We start from the raw sequence: 18,217 nt of genomic DNA, 5'->3' as shown, positions 1-18,217 counted from the left end.
CTTTAGTCGAGCGCTACATTCGCTGCAACAGCAATCTGATAAATAATCTGTGTGATGTCTTTAACTGCCTGCAAGGATTTTACATCAATAGAAGGCAGTACAATAACCTGATCGCCCGGCCTCAGATCAATTTCGCCTTCATCTTCATCGAAGACTGCACCATTAATCTGATCGAATTCAACCAATCCGTTCTTACGGATCACCAGAATACGCTCATCATCAGCGCGCTGAGTAAATCCGCCTGCCCAGGCGATATAATCTGCGGCCGTGGCCTCAGGATTAAATACTACTGCTTGCGGCATCATCACCTCGCCACCAATCTGAATAAGATCGGTTACAGCTGGAATTACTACTGTGTCGTTCGGTTCAAGTAACACGTTGGCGGTTTGGTCGCCCTCAGAAACAACGACCTTTCCTAGCGGCTCGACTTCACGAGCACGAGCAATAAAATCGGAGACCAGCTGTGCTTCCTGAACCCGGATGCCACCTTCGCCGGTAGAACTGATCGGTGCCGTATAAATACTTCTTTCAAGCTGTTTCAATGACCGGTCCAGAATTTCCTTCTGCTGCTGAGCAACACTTTCCCTCAACAAAAAAATGTTATCAATGTCGGAAAGCTTCTGATTCACCTGGATATAAGTTAGCACTTCCTGTAAACGCGTTCCCTTATCAACCATTACCTGAGAGGGACCGGTGTGGCTGCCCTGAATATTTATGCGATACACTTTCTGTTCATGATCATCAATATATTCTACGGTATCGCCCGCCCGTAATGGAAAATCTTCAAAGGCATTAAGCGAAAGGTATCGCGAGAATTGATTGCCCTCACGAACGCCGGCTATTGAAACCTGATTGACAAAATCTCTGGGTGTCGCGTATTCGGTAAGGTTGTTCCCATCGAGTTCATTATCGTTAAATTCAAAGGTAAAACTATTTCGCGCGCCGGTTTCAACAATGATAGTGGCACCAACGGGGCGAACCATAATGACATCACCATCCTTGAAAGAAACATCCGGTAGCTTTCCGTTCTTTATAAAATCATAAAGGTCCGCGGAAGCGATGATTTCACCTTGTCTTTTGATATCTATCTTCCGAAAACTACCACGCTGAAAATCGATGCCGCCCGCTCGTTTGAGAAAATATAAAACACTATCGGAGGCCTGACCTGCATACTGGCCGGGGCGAAGCACGGGGCCGGTGATAAACACAGATACAGGTGTAGAGGTAAGTAAATTTACATATACACTGACATCATTGGTATAAACCTGTTTGATTCGGCTGGTTACACGGCTGTTCACGGAACCTGCCGGCGTATTGGCCACATGAATCGGGCCTATGTTGGGAATAAAAATATTACCCTGATTATCAACAGTCACGACATCGGCAAAATTAACCGCGCCCCACATCCAGATGGAAATCTTATCACCCTGAGCAATCAGATAGTTATCATTTAGCCCGTCGGCCCGCTCTGACTCGAAACCACCAATAAACAGATTTGCAGCATAGGGCGGGTTTTCCATCGGCATTTGCTCAGGAAAAACAGAGTCTATGGTTGGCTCACCGGGTAACGGCTGTCCCTGTCGCGATTGATTATAGTACTGGCCGTTTTGCGGTAAGCCGCCATTCATGCTTGTGATTGTTCGGGGGCCTGATAGCGACATCGGGGCAACATTAGCTGGGGCTGCCTGTGTCTGAGCCTGACCAGGCGCGGTGTTTTGGCCAGACTGCTGTGCCTGCTGACGTAACTGTTGCAGATCGGCCAGCGACTGAGCATTCACAGTTGATGATAGCAACAGCCAAAGTGTCGTGCTTAGAATAACAAATTGTTTCATAGAATTACTGTTCACCATTTATCTGGCTGCTGATTTACCGGTCAAACTGTTGGCTAAAACCGAAGGGTAGAACATCCAGCTAGAATCACTTTTGCACAGTCGCGCTTCGCTAACAGCGTGTTGCTGACTGGCTGCAACCTGACGCAGCGCGAAACAATGCTGGCGAGAGGCCGAAAAATATTGCTGTCCTATTTCCCAAGAGGAGTCACTGATCGCAATAGTTTCTCCTGCGGAAAGCGTTTTCATAGGGGCTATACTCACAACCTGCCCCTGATTTTTGAGCGCGTAATTAGGGTGGACGAGCGGTACATCGGCCACCACAGGACCGGGCGCCGAGGCACACCCGAAAAGCAACGCGCTTCCTGTAAATATCAGCGCGACGTAGCAATTTTTCTTCGCATTCATGAAAGTTAACGCAAGGCCTGTATTAAATTGGGCGATAGAATACCATACAAATCGTAAATTTCACCCCGGGTGAAAAAATTCAAAGCGTGCTAAGAAACAGATTTCTACTGGGACGCCGTTTAATTATTGGTTTGGTCTTTCACAAAAAAGGTGGTCAGATTAAAGAATGTTTATTATTATTGGCCTACCAAAGCCGCTTCTTCATTTCTGTGCGCTGACAATAATTGAGCTTTGGAGAAAAACAACAATCGCTTTTAATGGATTTTTTTACGCTGAATCAACATTTTGAAGTCGTAGCGTTGTGGTTTTTCTGGCACCTGATTGACAATGGATTTTTCTTAGCATGTTCGATTACCTTCAAATAGTCCCATTATTCACCGCATTCTTTGTGGCGTTAATCCTATTGGTAGTCATGACACCACTGGCTCATCAGTTTGGGTTGGTCGATCAGCCTAATATAAGAAAACGCCATCATGGCATGGTACCGTTAACGGGTGGTGTAGCTATTTTTATGGCGGTTGTGGTTGCCAGTATCGTCACTGATGTGTGGATGAAGAACAATCCTCTGTTTTTTACTGCTTCCGCTTTTATTGTCTTATTAGGCATGCTTGATGACCGGTTCGAGTTAAGTGCGAAGGGGCGGTTAATGTGCCAGTTTGGCGTTGCAGCCATCATGGCCTGGAGCGCGCAGAACTACATTACTTCCTTGGGAAATTTGTTTGCCATTGGCGATGTCGATCTCGGACTCGCCGGTTATTTCTTTACGATTGTCTGTGTTGTGGGTGTAATCAATGCCTTCAACATGATTGATGGTATAGATGGTCTGGCCGGGGGAATGAGCCTGGTTGTATTGCTGGCGGTAGTGTGTCTCCTTTTACTGGCGGGCAATGGCGGGGCAATAATGGAGCCATTGATCATTATCGCTGCCATCGTACCTTTTCTGGCATTCAATCTGAGCTGGAAAGGATTCCGGGGCAATAAAATATTTATGGGTGATGCCGGTAGTATGTTTGTCGGATTAACCATCGTATGGCTGTTGGTTGACCATGCTCAGGGTACAGAAGCGGCATTTCGACCCATTACAGCTGTATGGTTAATCGGCCTGCCACTTATGGATATGGCCGCGATAATGTATCGCCGCGCCCGCAAAGGGCAATCTGTATTACGGCCTGACCGCAAACATCTTCACAACATATTTATGCGCGCTGGACTTTCTTCGAATCAGGCGCTCGTCGCCATTCTTTTTATGGGCAGTATTTATTGCCTGATTGGCGTATTGGGCGAAGTATTTGCTGTTCCTGAGTGGGCGATGTTCTTCGGGTTTATAGCGCTGCTCATGGTATACAGTTACATCATCCAGAATATCTGGCGTATGATTAGAAAGTTTAAAAAACTAGCGTAACACCTCCCGTTTCCATCTTTTCGACGTCTCGTGTATTATTGCAGCCCTTTGTCAGCCAGTAACGTCATTTTGTGCCCGATTCAGTAAACAATACCTTTAAGTTTATCAGTGAAGCGCCTGCCCAGTGCAAATCGCCGGTGCTCGTTGCCATGTCGACGTACGAGGCGGATAAACCCGAGTGGGTGCACGATGCAATCAAAAGCGTTTGCGAGCAATCATACGCCGATTTTACCTTTCTGATTATTGTTGATGGTAGCGTGCCAGCGGCAACGACGGCCATGCTTTTGGCGTTTGCTCAGCGTGATTCGCGTATAATTGTTGCGCAGAACAGTCACAATATCGGTTTGGCGGCGAGTATGAACCTGGCAATAGAGTGGGCCGTCACGCAACTGGGTATTGATTACTTCTTCCGCATGGATGCTGACGATGCCTGTTTGCCCGAACGCCTTGAAAAGCAGGTTGCGTTTCTGGATGGACATTCAGAGGTAGATATTCTGGGTACTGGTCTAACTGAAGTTAATGAGTCTGGCGATCCTGTCGGTGCCAGGGTAATGCCAGCCTCCCACCACATTATTGTTCGAATGCTACCTCGACGCTGTACGGTGAACCATCCCACCGTCGCTATTCGCATGAAAGTGTTTCATGATGGCTTTCGTTATGATGCAAAGCGTTTAAACACACAGGACTATTTTCTTTGGATAGATCTGGCTGCACAAGGTTATCAGTTTCGTAATTTGCGCGAGAAGCTACTCCGGTTTCGGCGAGTCAATGACTTTTACAAGCGTCGCGGATTAACGAAGTCTCTAAACGAATTTAAAGCGCGTTTTATTGCCATGCGCAAACTTCATCGATATTCTGTTTTAAATACCTTTTATGCACTGGCAGTTCTGGGATTGCGACTGATGCCCGCTCGTGTAGTGAAGTGGGCGTACAAATTTGATCGAATCTTATTGGAAAAAATTGTAAAACATTGAATATTGCTGCTGTAATAATCCTCTACCATCCAGATACTCAGCATCTTACCCTGATGCTCAAGGCACTTCGCCAAGTAGACTGGCCCGTTATCCTGGTCGATAACTCACCAGACCGACTCCCTGTGATATCCGATGAGGCCAATCATTACATCCACAACCCTGAAAATGCCGGCATCGCTGAAGCGCAGAATCAGGGAATAGATCAGGCCATCGCCGAGGGCGCTGAAGCGGTATTACTACTTGACCAGGACAGCCAGCTAACCGGCACGTTTTTGAATCAATTGCTTGATGCATATAACACTGCTGCTAAACAATTTGAAAAGCTCGCATGTATCGGGCCGCAAGTTCTGTGTGAGTTTGACAACAAACAGGTGAAGGCCCGGGCAAGTAAAGAGACTTATCTGACCGACAATCATATTCTTACCCGCCAGATTATCGCATCTGGCATGATCATAAATACACTGGCCTATAAGCGTATTGGCAAAAAAGAGAGCGCCCTTTTTATTGATGGTGTTGATCATGAGTGGTGCTGGCGAGCAAAACGGCACGGGTACCTCGTACTGAAGGCGGCAAACGTCGTTATGCCCCATCGTCAGGGAGATGGCAGGCATCGCCTGTTTGGCATGAACTTTAAGCGTGGTGCACCAGTAAGACTTTATTACCAGGTACGAAATGTGCTTATCCTTTCCCGAAGAGGCTACGTGCCTGTGTATTGGAAGTGTCGTCATCTGACTGCCTTGCCGCTTCGCTTTCTGGTAAACCGGTGGTATTTCCCGCAGGGTAAACTGCGTGGTGGTTATATGTGGCAGGGGCTGAAGGATGGCCTCACAGGGCGTACTGGTAAAATTCAGAAATAGATTACTATGTTATAGGTTTGCTTTTCAAAGCTGATAACTGTCTTGATAAAGTAACAGGTAAATCTTTGAAGCCTGTGTCATTTTAAGTAAAAGTGTTTAAGGATAGGTTGTGAAAGTCACAGTATTTGGAATTGGATATGTTGGGTTAGTGCAGGCCGCTGTACTGGCCGAAGTCGGACATGATGTGGTCTGTGTTGATGTCGATCAGCGCAAAGTCGACAACCTTGAAAAAGGCGAAATCCCTATTTATGAGCCGGGTCTGACCCCGCTGGTAAAAAGTAACTTTGATGCTGGGCATCTGAAATTTACTACAGATGCAAAAGCCGGTGTTGAACATGGTGAACTTATTTTCATTGCGGTTGGAACGCCTCCCGATGAAGATGGTTCTGCAGACCTGAAATACGTATTAGCAGTCGCAGAAACCGTTGCGACGTATATGAATAACCACAAGATAATTATTAACAAATCTACCGTGCCGGTTGGAACTGCTGACAAGGTGCGCGCTAAGGTTAATGACACACTTGAGTCATTGGATAAATCCTGTGGTTTTGATGTGGTGTCAAACCCTGAGTTTCTAAAAGAAGGGGCCGCGGTCAGCGATTGTATGCGCCCTGACAGAATTATTCTGGGCACAGACAGTGAACATGCGGAAAAGAAACTGCGCGAACTGTACTCACCGTTTAACCGTAATCACGACAAAGTGATTACCATGGATATACGAAGCGCGGAGCTCACGAAATACGCTGCAAACTGTATGCTTGCCACTAAAATCAGCTTCATGAATGAAATCGCTAATCTGGCAGAACGATTTGGCGCCGATATTGAGCATGTTCGTCATGGTATTGGCTCTGATCCAAGAATAGGTTATCAGTTTATCTATCCTGGTTGTGGCTATGGCGGTTCCTGTTTCCCTAAAGATGTGCAGGCGCTGGTTCGTAGTGCGAATGCGGTGGGTTATACCGCGCGTATTTTGGAGTCTGTTGAAGCTGTCAACTATGACCAAAAAGAAAAGCTGTTTGAATACATAATGCATCACTACAACAATGATGTAAAAGGTAAAACAGTTGCATTGTGGGGCTTATCTTTCAAACCTAATACAGATGACATGCGAGAAGCCTCCAGCCGCGTACTTATGGAACGTTTATGGGAAGCCGGTGCGATTGTACAGGCTTACGATCCAGAAGCTATGGAAGAAACACAGCGTCTTTATGGCGACCGTGAAGACCTGCGTCTCATGGGAACCAAAGAGGCGACACTTAACGGTGCTGACTTCATGGTCATCTGCACAGAATGGCAGATGTTCCGGGCACCGGATTTTGAACTAATTAAGTCAAAACTAACCGACCCGGTTGTCTTTGACGGACGTAATCTTTTCGAACCGAAGCGCATGACTGAATACGGCATAGAGTATTATGCTATTGGTCGCGGATTATCAGTAAAAGGAACGCAATAGACATGAGTCAGGTACAAAAAGCAGTAATTCCTGTTGCAGGGCTGGGAACACGTATGTTGCCAGCAACGAAAGCTATCCCTAAAGAGATGCTGCCGGTAGTAGATAAGCCACTTATTCAATACGTAGTGAATGAGTGTGTGAAAGCGGGTATCAAAGAAATTATTCTGGTGACTCACGCCAGTAAAAACAGCATTGAGAACCACTTCGATACGTCTTTTGAGTTAGAAGCTACTCTTGAGAAGCGTGTAAAGCGTCAGTTACTTGAAGAAGTACAGTCTATCTGCCCTAAAGATGTGACCATAATGCACGTTCGTCAGGGGCATGCAGCAGGCCTTGGACACGCCATTTTATGTGCGCGTCCATTGGTAGGTGACTCTCCGTTTGCAGTCGTGTTGCCCGATGTCATTATTGATGATGTTGCCAGCGATTCGAGCAAGGATAACCTGGCTGATATGGTGGCGAAATTTAACACAAGCCGTGTCAGTCAGGTGATGGTAGAGCAAGTACCGCAGGAAGAAATTACCAAATTTGGTATTGTTGATTTAGACGGTATGGAAATTTCGCCGGGTGATTCTGCAAAGATTCATAAGATGGTAGAAAAGCCATCACTGGAAGAAGCACCTTCTGATCTGGCGATCGTCGGTCGCTATGTACTTTCAGAAAAAGTCTGGGATCTGTTGGAGTATACGCCACCAGGTGCCGGCGGCGAGGTGCAGCTAACGGACGCCATTGATTCACTGATGCGCATTGAGCAGGTAGATGCCTACTACATGAAAGGCATGAGCCATGATTGCGGAAGTAAACTTGGTTATATGAAAGCCAATGTCGAATACGCGTTGCGCCACCCGGCATTAGGGGATGAATTTAAAGAGTATTTGTCGTCACTTAAATTTTAAAGACAAAGCTCCCGAGCGGGAGCTTTTTTTTGCAGGTTATTCACTGACCTGCAACTTACTTTGAATTTTAGCCAGTAATTTCGGGCCAATTCCTTTCACTTCAGTAAGCTGCTCTACTTCAAGAAAACGACCTTTATCCTCGCGGTAACGAATAATAGACTCGGCTTTTTTCTTGCCAATGCCCGGAAGCGTCGCCAGTTGCTCTGCCGTTACCAGATTCAGATCCATGCGCTCATCAGCGATCTGGGACTGACTTGCAGTTGCGTTGTCTGCATAAGCAAAACTTGCGGGTAAACCAGCCAGAGATGCAATACAGAAAAGTGGGGCAAGATATTTAAGCGTAGCGGTTTTGATAATTTTCACTGTTCATTCCTTGTCTGTGGTAGCCGAAATTGGCAGACAAAGAATAAATTGAAACTTACTGAAATACGTTAGTCTGACGACCAGTTTTAGTACAGGCAAAAAAAAAGACGCCGGTCTGGCGTCTTTTATCATGCAATGATTCAGTTACCCGAAGGTCTAAACGCTTAGTTCAAACGATCCAGAACTGCCTGAGTGAACTCAGTTGTACCATCCTGGCCACCTAAATCGCGGGTAGTGCGATCGCCGGACTCAATGACATCTTTTAATGCAGAGCGAACTTTTTCAGCTTTGTCGCCCATGTTCAGGTATTCAAGCATTTGTACTGCAGCCAGAATGACTGAGGTCGGGTTAGCTAGATTTTTACCGGCGATATCCGGTGCTGAGCCGTGAACTGCTTCAAAAATTGCGCAGTCTTCACCAATGTTTGCGCCAGGCGCCATACCAAGGCCGCCAACCAGACCCGCACAAAGATCGGAGATAATATCACCGAACAGGTTAGTGGTAACGATGACGTCGAACTGATGCGGATTCATCACTAACTGCATGCAAGTGTTATCCACGATCATCTCGGCACTTTCAATGTCCGGATAACGCTCGCCAACTTCACGCGCAACTTTTAAGAAAAGACCTGAGGTAGATTTCAGGATGTTTGCTTTGTGTACCGCAGTAACTTTTTTACGGCCTTCGCGACGCGCCATTTCGTAGGCAAAAGTAACAATCTTCTCCGCACCTTCACGGGTGATCTTACTCATCGCTTCAGCTTCATTACCATCTTCTGAAACTGTCTGACCCAGGCCAGAATACATACCCTGGGTATTTTCACGTACAGTGATAATGTCGATGTCTTCATAGCGTGCTTTTGTGCCTTTGAATGACATAACCGGGCGAAGGTTTGCATATAATTTGAATTGCTTACGCAGACTAACGTTGATAGAGGTAAAGCCTTCACCTACCGGGGTAGTCAACGGGCCTTTTAATGCAATTTTATTTTTTGCAATCAGGTCCAGAGTTTCCTGTGGTAATAGCTCGCCATGTTTTTCTAACGCGACCAGGCCGGCATCAGCATAGTCATAGGCAAAATCACAGCCTACTTTGTCCAGAATTTTTGTGGTGGCATCAATGATATCAGGGCCGATACCGTCGCCGCGAATGACCGTAATGCGTTGCTGAGTCATGTGGGGGGATCCTCTGGTAAATTGTCGTTTCTGTTTTAAAGGGTTTCAGCTAATGGCTAAATTAAGCCATTGTATTGGCGAATCACTAAGCGATGTGAGTAGCTGCTATAGATATATTTCGCCAAGGAACTAAATCGCGCGTATTTTATAGCAACATGGCTTCTGGCACTAGTCATGATTGTCGTAATCTAACAACGCGTTTGATTGCATTGTCAGGTTATAACGGTTGAGTATAGCAAATGAGAAAGCTTCTCATGATATTTTGCTCGCTCAGCGGTAGAAATTGATAAAAGATGCAGGCACTGTCGTTCAGCTTCTTTACTGGCTTCATCGGGTAATTGGGGGCAGAAAAGCCATTGTCTTGTCCAGATAAGGCTAAGCATGATCACAGCGATGTCAGATTGCTGGCTTGAAGCAGATTGTGACGGCAATTGACCCATCTGCAAAATGAGCGCACGATGTGAAGCCGGCAAATGCCAGTTGGATGCTAATTCGCCCGCAAAATCTAAAAATGGATGTGCTGTTTTCAGTCCCACTAACTCATTGACGTTGTGCAGGTTGTGATTATTGTGGATAAAGCGCGGTAGCACCTTAAGCGCGGGTAAGCTAAACAGCGGAGCAAGTAAGAAACTACTGATTAATCCGGCAGCCTGCGGGCTTAGTGATGTGTTGGTCTCTGCTGCGATAAGCGATGATAAATTGGCGCTGACGTCCAGTACGTTCTGACACATCTGGCTAAGCGGAAAATAGTTTTGAGTCAGACGCTGAACCAGCGCTTCCCGAATTAGCATATCGCCAACGCGATCCAGGCCAAATGTCAGTATTGCCTGCTTTACGTCATGCACGGGTAACTGAAGACGATTATCGTTGCTGGCTGCCACTTTCAGGGCATTAGCAAATGCAGCTTCACCCTCTATTCGCTGGCTTAACACGTCCACCTCAAGATCGGGACGCTGGAGTAAATCTATAATGGCCAGTAGCGATGATGGCGGATGGTTAAGAGGATAAACGCGTCCTCCGGGTTGATACGCCATAAGTGACTCTGACTCAGAGTCAAAACGCTGCAGAAGTTCATACCACTGATCAAAGCTCAGGTATCGTAGGGCAGGCAGTGTCACCTGTTCGCGAATAACAAATTTTCGCTCGCCTTGCTTTTGCTTCATCATGCCACAGTGGCGATCTGTTTTGGCTAACATCATCAGGCTTTCCGGACTAACAGCCACCTGAGCGCCGGGCCATATGTCGCCGGGAAATTTTATCCAGCTTCGCATTATGTGCTCGCGCTGTAACGGCGAGTGAAGCGCAATTTTGCGCATTACAGGAAAGAAGCTATCCGTAAACCGGGTAGAAATAAATGCACTGACCAGCGTCCACCACTGCGTTTCTTTCAATGCAGGACTTTGCAGGTATTTGATAAATCCGGGCCGACCCAATACCGGGTAAGTAGCAAAAATATCTTGCCAAATCTTCAGATGCCGCTTCGCTAGCTGTTTTTTGAGCCCTTGAACCAGCGTTTTTTCAAAATGCAGCGTTTGCGTGTCTTTATGATAGCTGCCTGTGCAAAACAGCATATAATGCGCCGCGACAAGATGCTGCAGATAGTGATCATTTAGTTTGCTACGCTGGCCAAAAACGGTAGTAATTAACGCGGTGCGCAATGGCAGGGGAGAGGACAGGCCAGACTCTTGGCGCAGCGAATTCACTGCAACTAATGCAGCCTGTGGATGATGTCGGCTAAAATGAATTAATCGTTTAGCAATGCTTAATGCGGCATTGACGCCATCGTGATTTTTAGCCTGTCTGACAATTGCCTTGCTGGCAATCTGACTTTGCTGAATAAGCTGGTGGTATTCGACTTTAGCCAAACCCGTCCTTAACTTTTTAAATAACTTTGATACGCACCATCACCCCAGGCGACCAGAAGATCATTTTCAAATAACAGTGGTGTACACTCATCCTGAGTGGTCAGCCCGTCAGCACGCACATGTTGGGTGCGATAAAACATCACCTGAATAGAGTTTTCACTATCCATTTTGGCTTCGGTGATATCGGGTGAACCGAGCAAGGCTAATACCTCCTCCCGAGTTGCCCCCAGAGAAAGCTTGGTAATCTGTACTTTGTTGTACTCCTCCCGGTCCTGCCAGTCCATGTTTTCAGGTTTATCGGGATACAAAAAGATCACCATAAACACGAACGTTACGTAGGCGGCGGCACCTAAAAGAATCAGTCGAATTACCTTACTATTCATCCTTCTTCACTTGTTAGTAAGCACGCCGCACAGTTTACCTTAAAATGTAGTATTTAAGAAAATGTAAATCGTAACTGAATGCGTCTGGTCAGATTTGCGTGATGGTGTAACACGGCACATATTCTGAGCCAGGCAACTTCATTCGCTGTTGCTCTACAAAGGACCGAAGTAATGTATCGATACGTTTCATCAGTCCTGCGTCGCCGTTTAGTTGAAAAGGGCCCTTTTCCTTTATCTGGCGAACGCCCTCCGCTTTAACATTACCGGCAACAATGCCCGAAAACGCCTGGCGCAGCACCACGGCAAGGTCAGCAACACTTTGATCCTGATGCAGAGCCAGGTCTGACATGCTTTCATGTGTTGGAATAAAAGGCGTCTGGAACGGCTCATCAATTTTTAAAGACCAGTTGAAGCTAAACGAGTCACCCACGGCCCGGCGGTACTGTTCAATCTTACTCTTACTCTGGCAAAGTACCCGTGCAACCTCCACCGGATCATCGATGATTATCTGATATTTACTTTGTGCTTTTGGCCCCAACGTGGCACCAATAAAATCATCAATTGCCTCGAAGTAAGACTGCGAGCCAGCCGGTCCCGTTAAAATAACTGGCAGCGGTTGCTGCGCATTGCGCTCATTCGTCAGAATACCAAGCAGGTAAAGCAGTTCTTCTGCTGTGCCTACACCGCCAGGGAAAATTACAATGCCATGGGCAAAGCGAACGAAAGCCTCCAGTCGTTTTTCTATGTCTGGCATAATGATAAGTTCGTTCACAATCGCATTGGGTGGCTCGGCAGCGATAATGCTTGGCTCTGAAATTCCGATATAACGGCCATTTTTATAGCGCTGTTTAGCATGACCTATCGCGGCACCTTTCATCGGACCTTTCATGGCACCGGGTCCACAGCCGGTACAAATGTTCATTTCGCGCAGGCCAAGCTGGTAACCGACTTCTTTCGTGTATTTATACTCATGCTCTTTTATAGAGTGGCCGCCCCAACAAACGATGGTGCTAAGATCATCATTACCCTCTAATGCCTGAGCATGCCTGAGCATATCAAAGACCATATCAGTCGTACTGAGCGTATCGGTTGCAGTATCATGCGCGCGGGCATATTTATTACCCATAAACAGCATGTCGCGCATTACCGCAAAAAGGTGCTCGTGAACACCACGGACTAATTTACCATCAACAAATGCAACTTCCGGCGGATCAATTAGCTCGATTTTTACGCCTCGTTCCCGACGAACCAGTTTGACATCAAAATTGTCGTAGGGGGCAAACAGCACTTCATAGTCGTCTTCGTCTACGCCGCTGTTTAGCACTGCCAGACAGCAGTTTCTGAAAACGTCATAAAGTTCGCTATGCGTAGTATCCTGAAGTTGTGAGACTTCAAGCTGAGAAAGCTGGCTCATCCAGCCCAGAGGGTTTAACTGCACTTTTTTCATTACACGTCGTCCTTATCGGTGACAACACAATTTCGGCCGGCGCGCTTCGCCTGATATAACAAACTGTCGGCCCGCTCAAAAACAGCGTCGGGGTCCTCGCCATGACTAAAACAGGTGCCGCCGAAGGAGGCGGTAATTGTCAGGCGATCTTGTTTGAACTTAAACGGTAATTCGGTCAGTCTGGTTCTTAGCCGTTCTAATTTTTGTTTCAACGACTTAGCGTTCAGACCCGGCAGTATTAAAACAAATTCTTCACCGCCCCATCGTGCAATAAAGTCGTTGTCATCCAAAGCCTTACTTAGCTGTTTTCCAATAACCTGCAATGTTTTGTCACCGGCAGAATGCCCGAATCTGTCATTAATCGACTTAAAATGATCAATATCCACCACGGCAAGGCATAAAGACTGTTCGTTTATATTTCTGTTATCCAATAGTTTACGAAGGTGCTCGTTATAAGCTTGCCGGTTAGGTAGTTTAGTTAAAGGATCAGTCTGGCTGGTGGCGACCTGTTTGGCCAGACGGTTGCGATAGTAGCGGGTTTTTGATTCAAGCTCTGCAACCTGTGCTTTTAACGCCTCAAGCTGGCCACTAAGCGCCTGCTGAGCCAGGCGGTCATTTTCTTCGCGTTTCTCAAGCGCGCTACCTACCTGCTTGAGCTGTTGCTGCGTCTGTGTTTTCAAAGCAGAGAAAGAATCAGAGCGGGCAACATCATTCTCAAGCTTTATCAGCTCTTTACGCATTGCCAGGTTGTCATCTTGTTGAACGGCAAACGTACAATGCGCCTGGTCAATACTTTTATTCAGACCCTGGTGCAGGCTGCTCAGTGAATGATGCAAACTCTGAATAACCTTTCCGGAGATGATTGCTTCCTGCATTGAATCTTTAACGATGAGTCGTAGCAATGTAAGACAAACATTCAGCAACTCATCGTTATTCAACCCCTCGACAACTTTCTGTTTTAATATGGTTAACTCAGTATTATCGGGCAGGCGTTTCTGATAGGTATCCAGCAGTTGCACAAGCTCTTCCTGCAAGGCCATAAGTAATGTTGCCGGTGCCTGCAAAGGTTCATTAGAATGGCTCTTAACCGCTACGCCAACAGGCTTTGGAAGCGTGTCGGTTACCTGCGAATATAAAGTAATGGTTTGAACGCACAACTGGGTCACATCATACAAAGATTCAGCAGGCCTTCTGGCCTGACTGATTGTATCTATAATTGAGGTATTAGCATTGGCTTTGCCGGAGGTGGCCAGTAATGCTTTTGCAGCGCCTTCGACCGACTGTAATGTGTCTGTTTTAAATCGCCTTAATACGCCGCCATCTTCCTGCAAAAGCGCATTAAGCTTATTTATACTGACGTGCGCCAGCGTGAAATTGGCATTACTCCCCAAGTGGCCGCGAAGTGTCTGTAACTCTTCATCAATGGCTTTAGAGTATCCCTGATAAAACAACGATAGCCGAATAATAAATTGCGCCAATAATGCATGTTGCTGCTTTAGCACCTGGAGCTGTTTGTTTGTCATTGTACCCGCTGATTCCTGATGGCGGTGCTACACATAAATTAAGTGTGACACAATTCCCTGATTTTTCCTGTTTATTGTCTGGCAGTGCGACGATTTGGGTAGGGGAGCTCAAAGTTTGAGCGAAACGGATTGATGTCCAATCCCCCGCGTCGCGTATACCGTGCCAGTACGGTGAGCTTTTCCATGCCTGGCAAATTAATCAGATCGCAAAAGATCCGCTCAACACATTGTTCATGAAACTCATTGTGTTGGCGATATCCAACCAGATATTTCAACAACGCGCTTTGATCTAGCGCATAACCTTCGTATTTAATCAGGATACTCGCCCAGTCCGGCTGACTGGTTATCAGGCAGTTAGATTTCAGCAAGTCACTGTTAAGGGTTTCACTGACCTTTGTTGCGGATGTTTGTAATATTGAAGCATCCGGCGAATAGGTGCTAATTTCTATATCAGCATCATCAATGTTCGTACCCGGTAACGGCGTCACTGCAAAATTATCAAATTCTGCTGGCAAATAAATGGCGACGCTAACTGGTTCGCCGGCGCATTTACTCAAATCTTTCCTCAGCGTTTTTTCAACATCGCTACGACTTTCAAATTGTGTCTGGTTAAAACTGTTCAGATACAACTTGAATGACTTCGACTCAATTAAAAATTCAGAGGTAACCGGTACCTCACATTGTAATATTCCAACCTGAGGTTTCCCTTTTAACGTCAGCCATGAAAGCTCATAGCCGGTCCAGGTGTCTACTCCTGAGAAAGGCAACGCCTGCGCGGAAATACCCTGCAAGTCTCTGCTCAACGCACGGGGAACGCCCTGCAATAGCGCTGGATTATAGTGCGCTTCATAGGTAACCTCCCGGCCAAGTGAAAGGCCTTCTGGTAATCTTGCTTCAGTTTCGTTTGTCATCGCTGTTACATACCACGTAAACTAATTCCTAATTCATCAATAATACCGCAAGCTGATGGATAAATTCAGCAGGAGAGGAACTTTTTAACTATGGCCAACCAGATTGAAGCATCACTTGATGCACTGATGGATACGTTAGTCAGTGAACTAGCATGTCAGCCGTTGACCGCCGAGTATGAACCGGACTGGCCATCGCCGTGCTACGAAACACAAAGTTCTCAAACGCTGGAAGACGGTCAGGTTGTGAACTGGAAGCCTGTGCGTCAGGATTCAAAGAATAATTTCTCGAAGCTTGAAGATGCGCTTGAGATAACACTCGATTCGCAATTTAAAACCTTCTTTACCCGCTACTATGCTTTTAATATTACTGCCGCCGCGTCGCAGGGTCCCTGTGAGCTGCTTCAGGTGGTCAGTGATGATGACTTTGCGCGGTTACAGGAAAATCTCATCGGACATATTCTGATGAAACGTCGCTTACGCCAGCCTGAAACCCTGTTTTTCGGTCTGACTGACGACGACAGTCTTATTCTGAGCGTTAAAAACGATACCGGCGAAGTTGTACTGGAAAAAGTTGGTAAGAAAGGCGAAGAGATTTTGGCTGACGATCTGAGTGCCTTTATATCCTCGCTCAAAATCAGTTAGTCTGTCGTCAGCGCGTTAAGTCGCTTTTCCAACACCGCTACCGCATTTTCCAGATCCTTCACTCGTTCTTCCAATTCGCCTTTTGTAGGCTGCTTGCGGGCCGGTCGCGGGGCAAGTTTTGCTCCATTAAATGACTTTATAGCGCTGATAGCTTCCGTTACGCTGACTTTATAAGGCGCTTTCGCTCTGAGCATTGCCACAGAAGGCGTTTGCCCCTCTTCTGCAATCTGCTGGCACAGCATAGTTAACGATATTTCAGATGACTCAGACACAGGTTTTCTCCACATCAAAAGGCGTATTTTACGCTTTCAGATAAATGATGAAAATTCGTAATATTCACCAAATAATAGTGAAAACGGTTAAAAGTTGGGTGCTTTATTTTGTGTGAAACATAAATTTTCCATACAAAACAAAGAGTTAATTGTGGCAAGCAAATTGATAATACTGTCTTATCGGACAATTTAAGCACATAAAAATTCAAAAAAGGAACAATATGAAACACTTAGCCATTATTTTCGCTCTTAGCGCGCCTGTTCTGCTCTCTGGTTGTGTTATTTCAGTCGATGGTGATGACCACGGCTATTCATCTGACTGGGAAGATCGCGAATACAATAATCGTAAACATATTTCTAATTTAAACCTTGGCACTTCCTATGAGCGAGTTGTCGGTAAAATGGGGGTTGCTGACTTTAGCGAACTCGATCAACGCGAAGACGGCACATATCGTATTCTTTACTATCGCACGCAGCGTACAATGGATGACGGTATAACGACGAAAGACGAATGCACACCGTTAGTATTCAAAAATGGTGAACTTATTGGATGGGGCAGCAAAGCTTCTCCTCATCTTTAAGCATCAAAAAAGCTTTCAAATGTAACGCCGGTTTTCATGCCGGCGTTTTTTTGCTTGTTATATGGTTAAATATTGTACAAAGTGTAGAGGTATTTACTAGTCAGACAGAAGCCAGATATGCATCGAACCTCTACACCAGCCCCAGATTTATATGCACTGAAAGCCATTCACCTTGATGTGGATGATTTAAATGTTGCTGCATCTATTCTTTATAACGCGTATTTTGATGACCCTGTATTAAACCAGATCTTTCATGCAGAAAATGAGGGGTACGACAGTCGGCTTCGAAGCGCAATTCGTGAAGAGCTGCATGCATTCTGGGACAGCGGTCAGACGCTGATAGGACTGTTTGATGACCACAGGATGCTGGCAGTAACGTGTCTGGCAGAACCCGGCGCAGGATTTACGCCGGGGAAAATGTGGCACTGGCGTGTCAAGATGATGCTGACAGCAGGTTTATTCAGTACCAGGCAGCTAATAGAAAAAGAGGAAAAAGTGTTAGCTGCTATGCCCGCCAGTCATTTCCATATGATTGTGTTGATTGGTGTCCATCCAGATTATCAACATGCTGGTCTGGGCCACATCCTGACAGGCGCCGTGGATAGTATTGTTACCGAACATCCGGATAGTGAAGGAGTCGGCGTGTTCGCTACCATTCCCTCCTATGAAAAGTTTTTCCTGTCTTGTGACTTTCAGCCTGTTAAAGCTCTGGAAATTGCCTCCATCTCAGGAACGATCCTGTTTAAAACCCGACCAGTCGATAGTTAGTTGCGATTAATAACATTTATCGCATGTCGAATATAGCACTTAACTGTGTAAGACATTTCGCACATTTTTGTAAGTATTCAGGAGTAAATTTGTGAGGATAACTTTATACGAAAGTCTAAAGCATATGTTTTATATACGGTTTTCAAAAACAGGTCAGTTTTAGTGCTTCGGCTAATCTAACATTTTTGTAATTACGTATAGCAAAGAACTACCAAAGCAGTACTATATTTAACGTCACAAGGATACACGACGAGTCTGGATGACATAACTTTCGGGAAGCTAGGGAAGCATATCTACACGGACTGGTAGAGACAGGGACTTTCAGGAAACAGCAATTGGATTGCTTAAAGGAGCGCGTTGCGCAGTCGCAGAATGTGACTTACACGGACACGGACTCCCTAAGGATTGGGAAGTGGACATGCAGGTATGCAGGCGTACATGGAGTATGCTTTCTCACGGATTGGGACT

Annotated in this window: 18 protein-coding genes; 8 read left to right on the top strand and 10 right to left on the bottom strand. The window is 46.1% G+C overall.

The features are described 5' to 3' along the window. Nucleotides 1-2: 2 nt before the first annotated feature. Together FBQ74_RS13075 and FBQ74_RS13070 are read right to left on the bottom strand one after the other, a co-directional pair. Nucleotides 3-1,832 carry a polysaccharide biosynthesis/export family protein gene (locus FBQ74_RS13075; protein ID WP_232371918.1) on the bottom strand — a complete coding sequence of 610 codons (1,830 nt, stop codon included), beginning with the start codon at nt 1,830-1,832 and terminating at the stop codon, nt 3-5. An 18-nt stretch (nt 1,833-1,850) separates the two neighbouring features. After that, on the bottom strand, nt 1,851-2,093 hold the full coding sequence (locus FBQ74_RS13070; protein ID WP_139757084.1) for a hypothetical protein: 243 nt from the start codon (nt 2,091-2,093) through the stop codon (nt 1,851-1,853). Between the two features lie 487 nt (nt 2,094-2,580). Here FBQ74_RS13070 and wecA point away from each other — a divergent pair, with 487 nt between their 5' ends. The 5 genes from wecA (at nt 2,581) to galU (ending at nt 7,819) form a co-directional block, all read left to right on the top strand. Then, nucleotides 2,581-3,639: a UDP-N-acetylglucosamine--undecaprenyl-phosphate N-acetylglucosaminephosphotransferase gene (gene wecA / locus FBQ74_RS13065; RefSeq protein ID WP_139757083.1), complete on the top strand. Its 1,059-nt coding sequence runs from the start codon at nt 2,581-2,583 to the stop codon at nt 3,637-3,639. Nucleotides 3,640-3,710: 71 nt separating this feature from the next. Then, nucleotides 3,711-4,613, top strand: a complete 903-nt coding sequence (locus FBQ74_RS13060) for a glycosyltransferase (RefSeq protein ID WP_332309082.1) — start codon at nt 3,711-3,713, stop codon at nt 4,611-4,613. A 53-nt stretch (nt 4,614-4,666) separates the two neighbouring features. Continuing rightward, nucleotides 4,667-5,470 carry a glycosyltransferase family 2 protein gene (locus FBQ74_RS13055; RefSeq protein ID WP_139757082.1) on the top strand — a complete coding sequence of 268 codons (804 nt, stop codon included), beginning with the start codon at nt 4,667-4,669 and terminating at the stop codon, nt 5,468-5,470. Between the two features lie 109 nt (nt 5,471-5,579). Continuing rightward, nucleotides 5,580-6,923, top strand: a complete 1,344-nt coding sequence (locus tag FBQ74_RS13050; RefSeq protein WP_139757081.1) for a UDP-glucose dehydrogenase family protein — start codon at nt 5,580-5,582, stop codon at nt 6,921-6,923. 2 nt (nt 6,924-6,925) lie between these two features. Continuing rightward, the gene (gene galU, locus FBQ74_RS13045) at nt 6,926-7,819 is read left to right on the top strand and encodes a UTP--glucose-1-phosphate uridylyltransferase GalU (protein ID WP_139757080.1); all 894 of its coding nucleotides are present in this window, start codon (nt 6,926-6,928) and stop codon (nt 7,817-7,819) included. Between the two features lie 36 nt (nt 7,820-7,855). Here the strand turns inward: galU and FBQ74_RS19165 are convergent, their stop codons facing one another. From FBQ74_RS19165 to queF, 7 genes are all read right to left on the bottom strand, one after another. Then, on the bottom strand, nt 7,856-8,182 hold the full coding sequence (locus FBQ74_RS19165) for a ComEA family DNA-binding protein (RefSeq protein ID WP_232371917.1): 327 nt from the start codon (nt 8,180-8,182) through the stop codon (nt 7,856-7,858). A 164-nt stretch (nt 8,183-8,346) separates the two neighbouring features. Continuing rightward, entirely contained in the window at nt 8,347-9,357 is a 1,011-nt protein-coding gene (locus tag FBQ74_RS13035; protein WP_139757079.1) for an isocitrate dehydrogenase, read from the bottom strand. A gap of 212 nt (nt 9,358-9,569) precedes the next feature. Then, on the bottom strand, nt 9,570-11,222 hold the full coding sequence (locus FBQ74_RS13030; protein ID WP_139757078.1) for an HDOD domain-containing protein: 1,653 nt from the start codon (nt 11,220-11,222) through the stop codon (nt 9,570-9,572). 8 nt (nt 11,223-11,230) lie between these two features. Beyond that, nucleotides 11,231-11,605: a DUF3192 domain-containing protein gene (locus tag FBQ74_RS13025; protein ID WP_139757077.1), complete on the bottom strand. Its 375-nt coding sequence runs from the start codon at nt 11,603-11,605 to the stop codon at nt 11,231-11,233. Between the two features lie 88 nt (nt 11,606-11,693). Then, nucleotides 11,694-13,052, bottom strand: coding sequence for a nucleotide 5'-monophosphate nucleosidase PpnN (gene ppnN, locus FBQ74_RS13020; RefSeq protein ID WP_139757076.1), 1,359 nt, complete (start codon nt 13,050-13,052; stop codon nt 11,694-11,696). Next, nucleotides 13,052-14,575 carry a GGDEF domain-containing protein gene (locus FBQ74_RS13015; RefSeq protein ID WP_139757075.1) on the bottom strand — a complete coding sequence of 508 codons (1,524 nt, stop codon included), beginning with the start codon at nt 14,573-14,575 and terminating at the stop codon, nt 13,052-13,054. Before FBQ74_RS13015 ends, ppnN begins: the two co-directional genes overlap by 1 nt. A gap of 71 nt (nt 14,576-14,646) precedes the next feature. Beyond that, a complete protein-coding gene (gene queF / locus FBQ74_RS13010) occupies nt 14,647-15,486 on the bottom strand; it encodes an NADPH-dependent 7-cyano-7-deazaguanine reductase QueF (protein ID WP_139757074.1) in 840 nt (279 codons plus the stop codon). Between the two features lie 90 nt (nt 15,487-15,576). On the opposite strand from queF, the gene syd reads away from it, so the two are divergent. Next, nucleotides 15,577-16,128 (top strand): SecY-interacting protein, encoded by a 552-nt coding sequence (syd, locus tag FBQ74_RS13005; RefSeq protein WP_139757073.1) that lies wholly within the window; start codon nt 15,577-15,579, stop codon nt 16,126-16,128. Here the strand turns inward: syd and FBQ74_RS13000 are convergent. Next, nucleotides 16,125-16,400, bottom strand: coding sequence for a hypothetical protein (locus FBQ74_RS13000; protein ID WP_232371916.1), 276 nt, complete (start codon nt 16,398-16,400; stop codon nt 16,125-16,127). The genes syd and FBQ74_RS13000 overlap by 4 nt on opposite strands. Before the next feature lie 221 nt (nt 16,401-16,621). Between FBQ74_RS13000 and FBQ74_RS12995 the strand changes: the two genes are divergently transcribed. Beyond that, nucleotides 16,622-16,981, top strand: a complete 360-nt coding sequence (locus FBQ74_RS12995; RefSeq protein ID WP_139757072.1) for a DUF3192 domain-containing protein — start codon at nt 16,622-16,624, stop codon at nt 16,979-16,981. A 117-nt stretch (nt 16,982-17,098) separates the two neighbouring features. After that, nucleotides 17,099-17,749, top strand: coding sequence for a GNAT family N-acetyltransferase (locus FBQ74_RS12990; protein ID WP_139757071.1), 651 nt, complete (start codon nt 17,099-17,101; stop codon nt 17,747-17,749). Nucleotides 17,750-18,217 lie beyond the last annotated feature (468 nt).

The sequence above is a fragment of the Salinimonas iocasae genome, from assembly GCF_006228385.1.
Taxonomy (GTDB): Bacteria; Pseudomonadota; Gammaproteobacteria; order Enterobacterales; family Alteromonadaceae; genus Alteromonas; species Alteromonas iocasae.
This window is presented reverse-complemented; position numbering and strand designations above follow the sequence as displayed.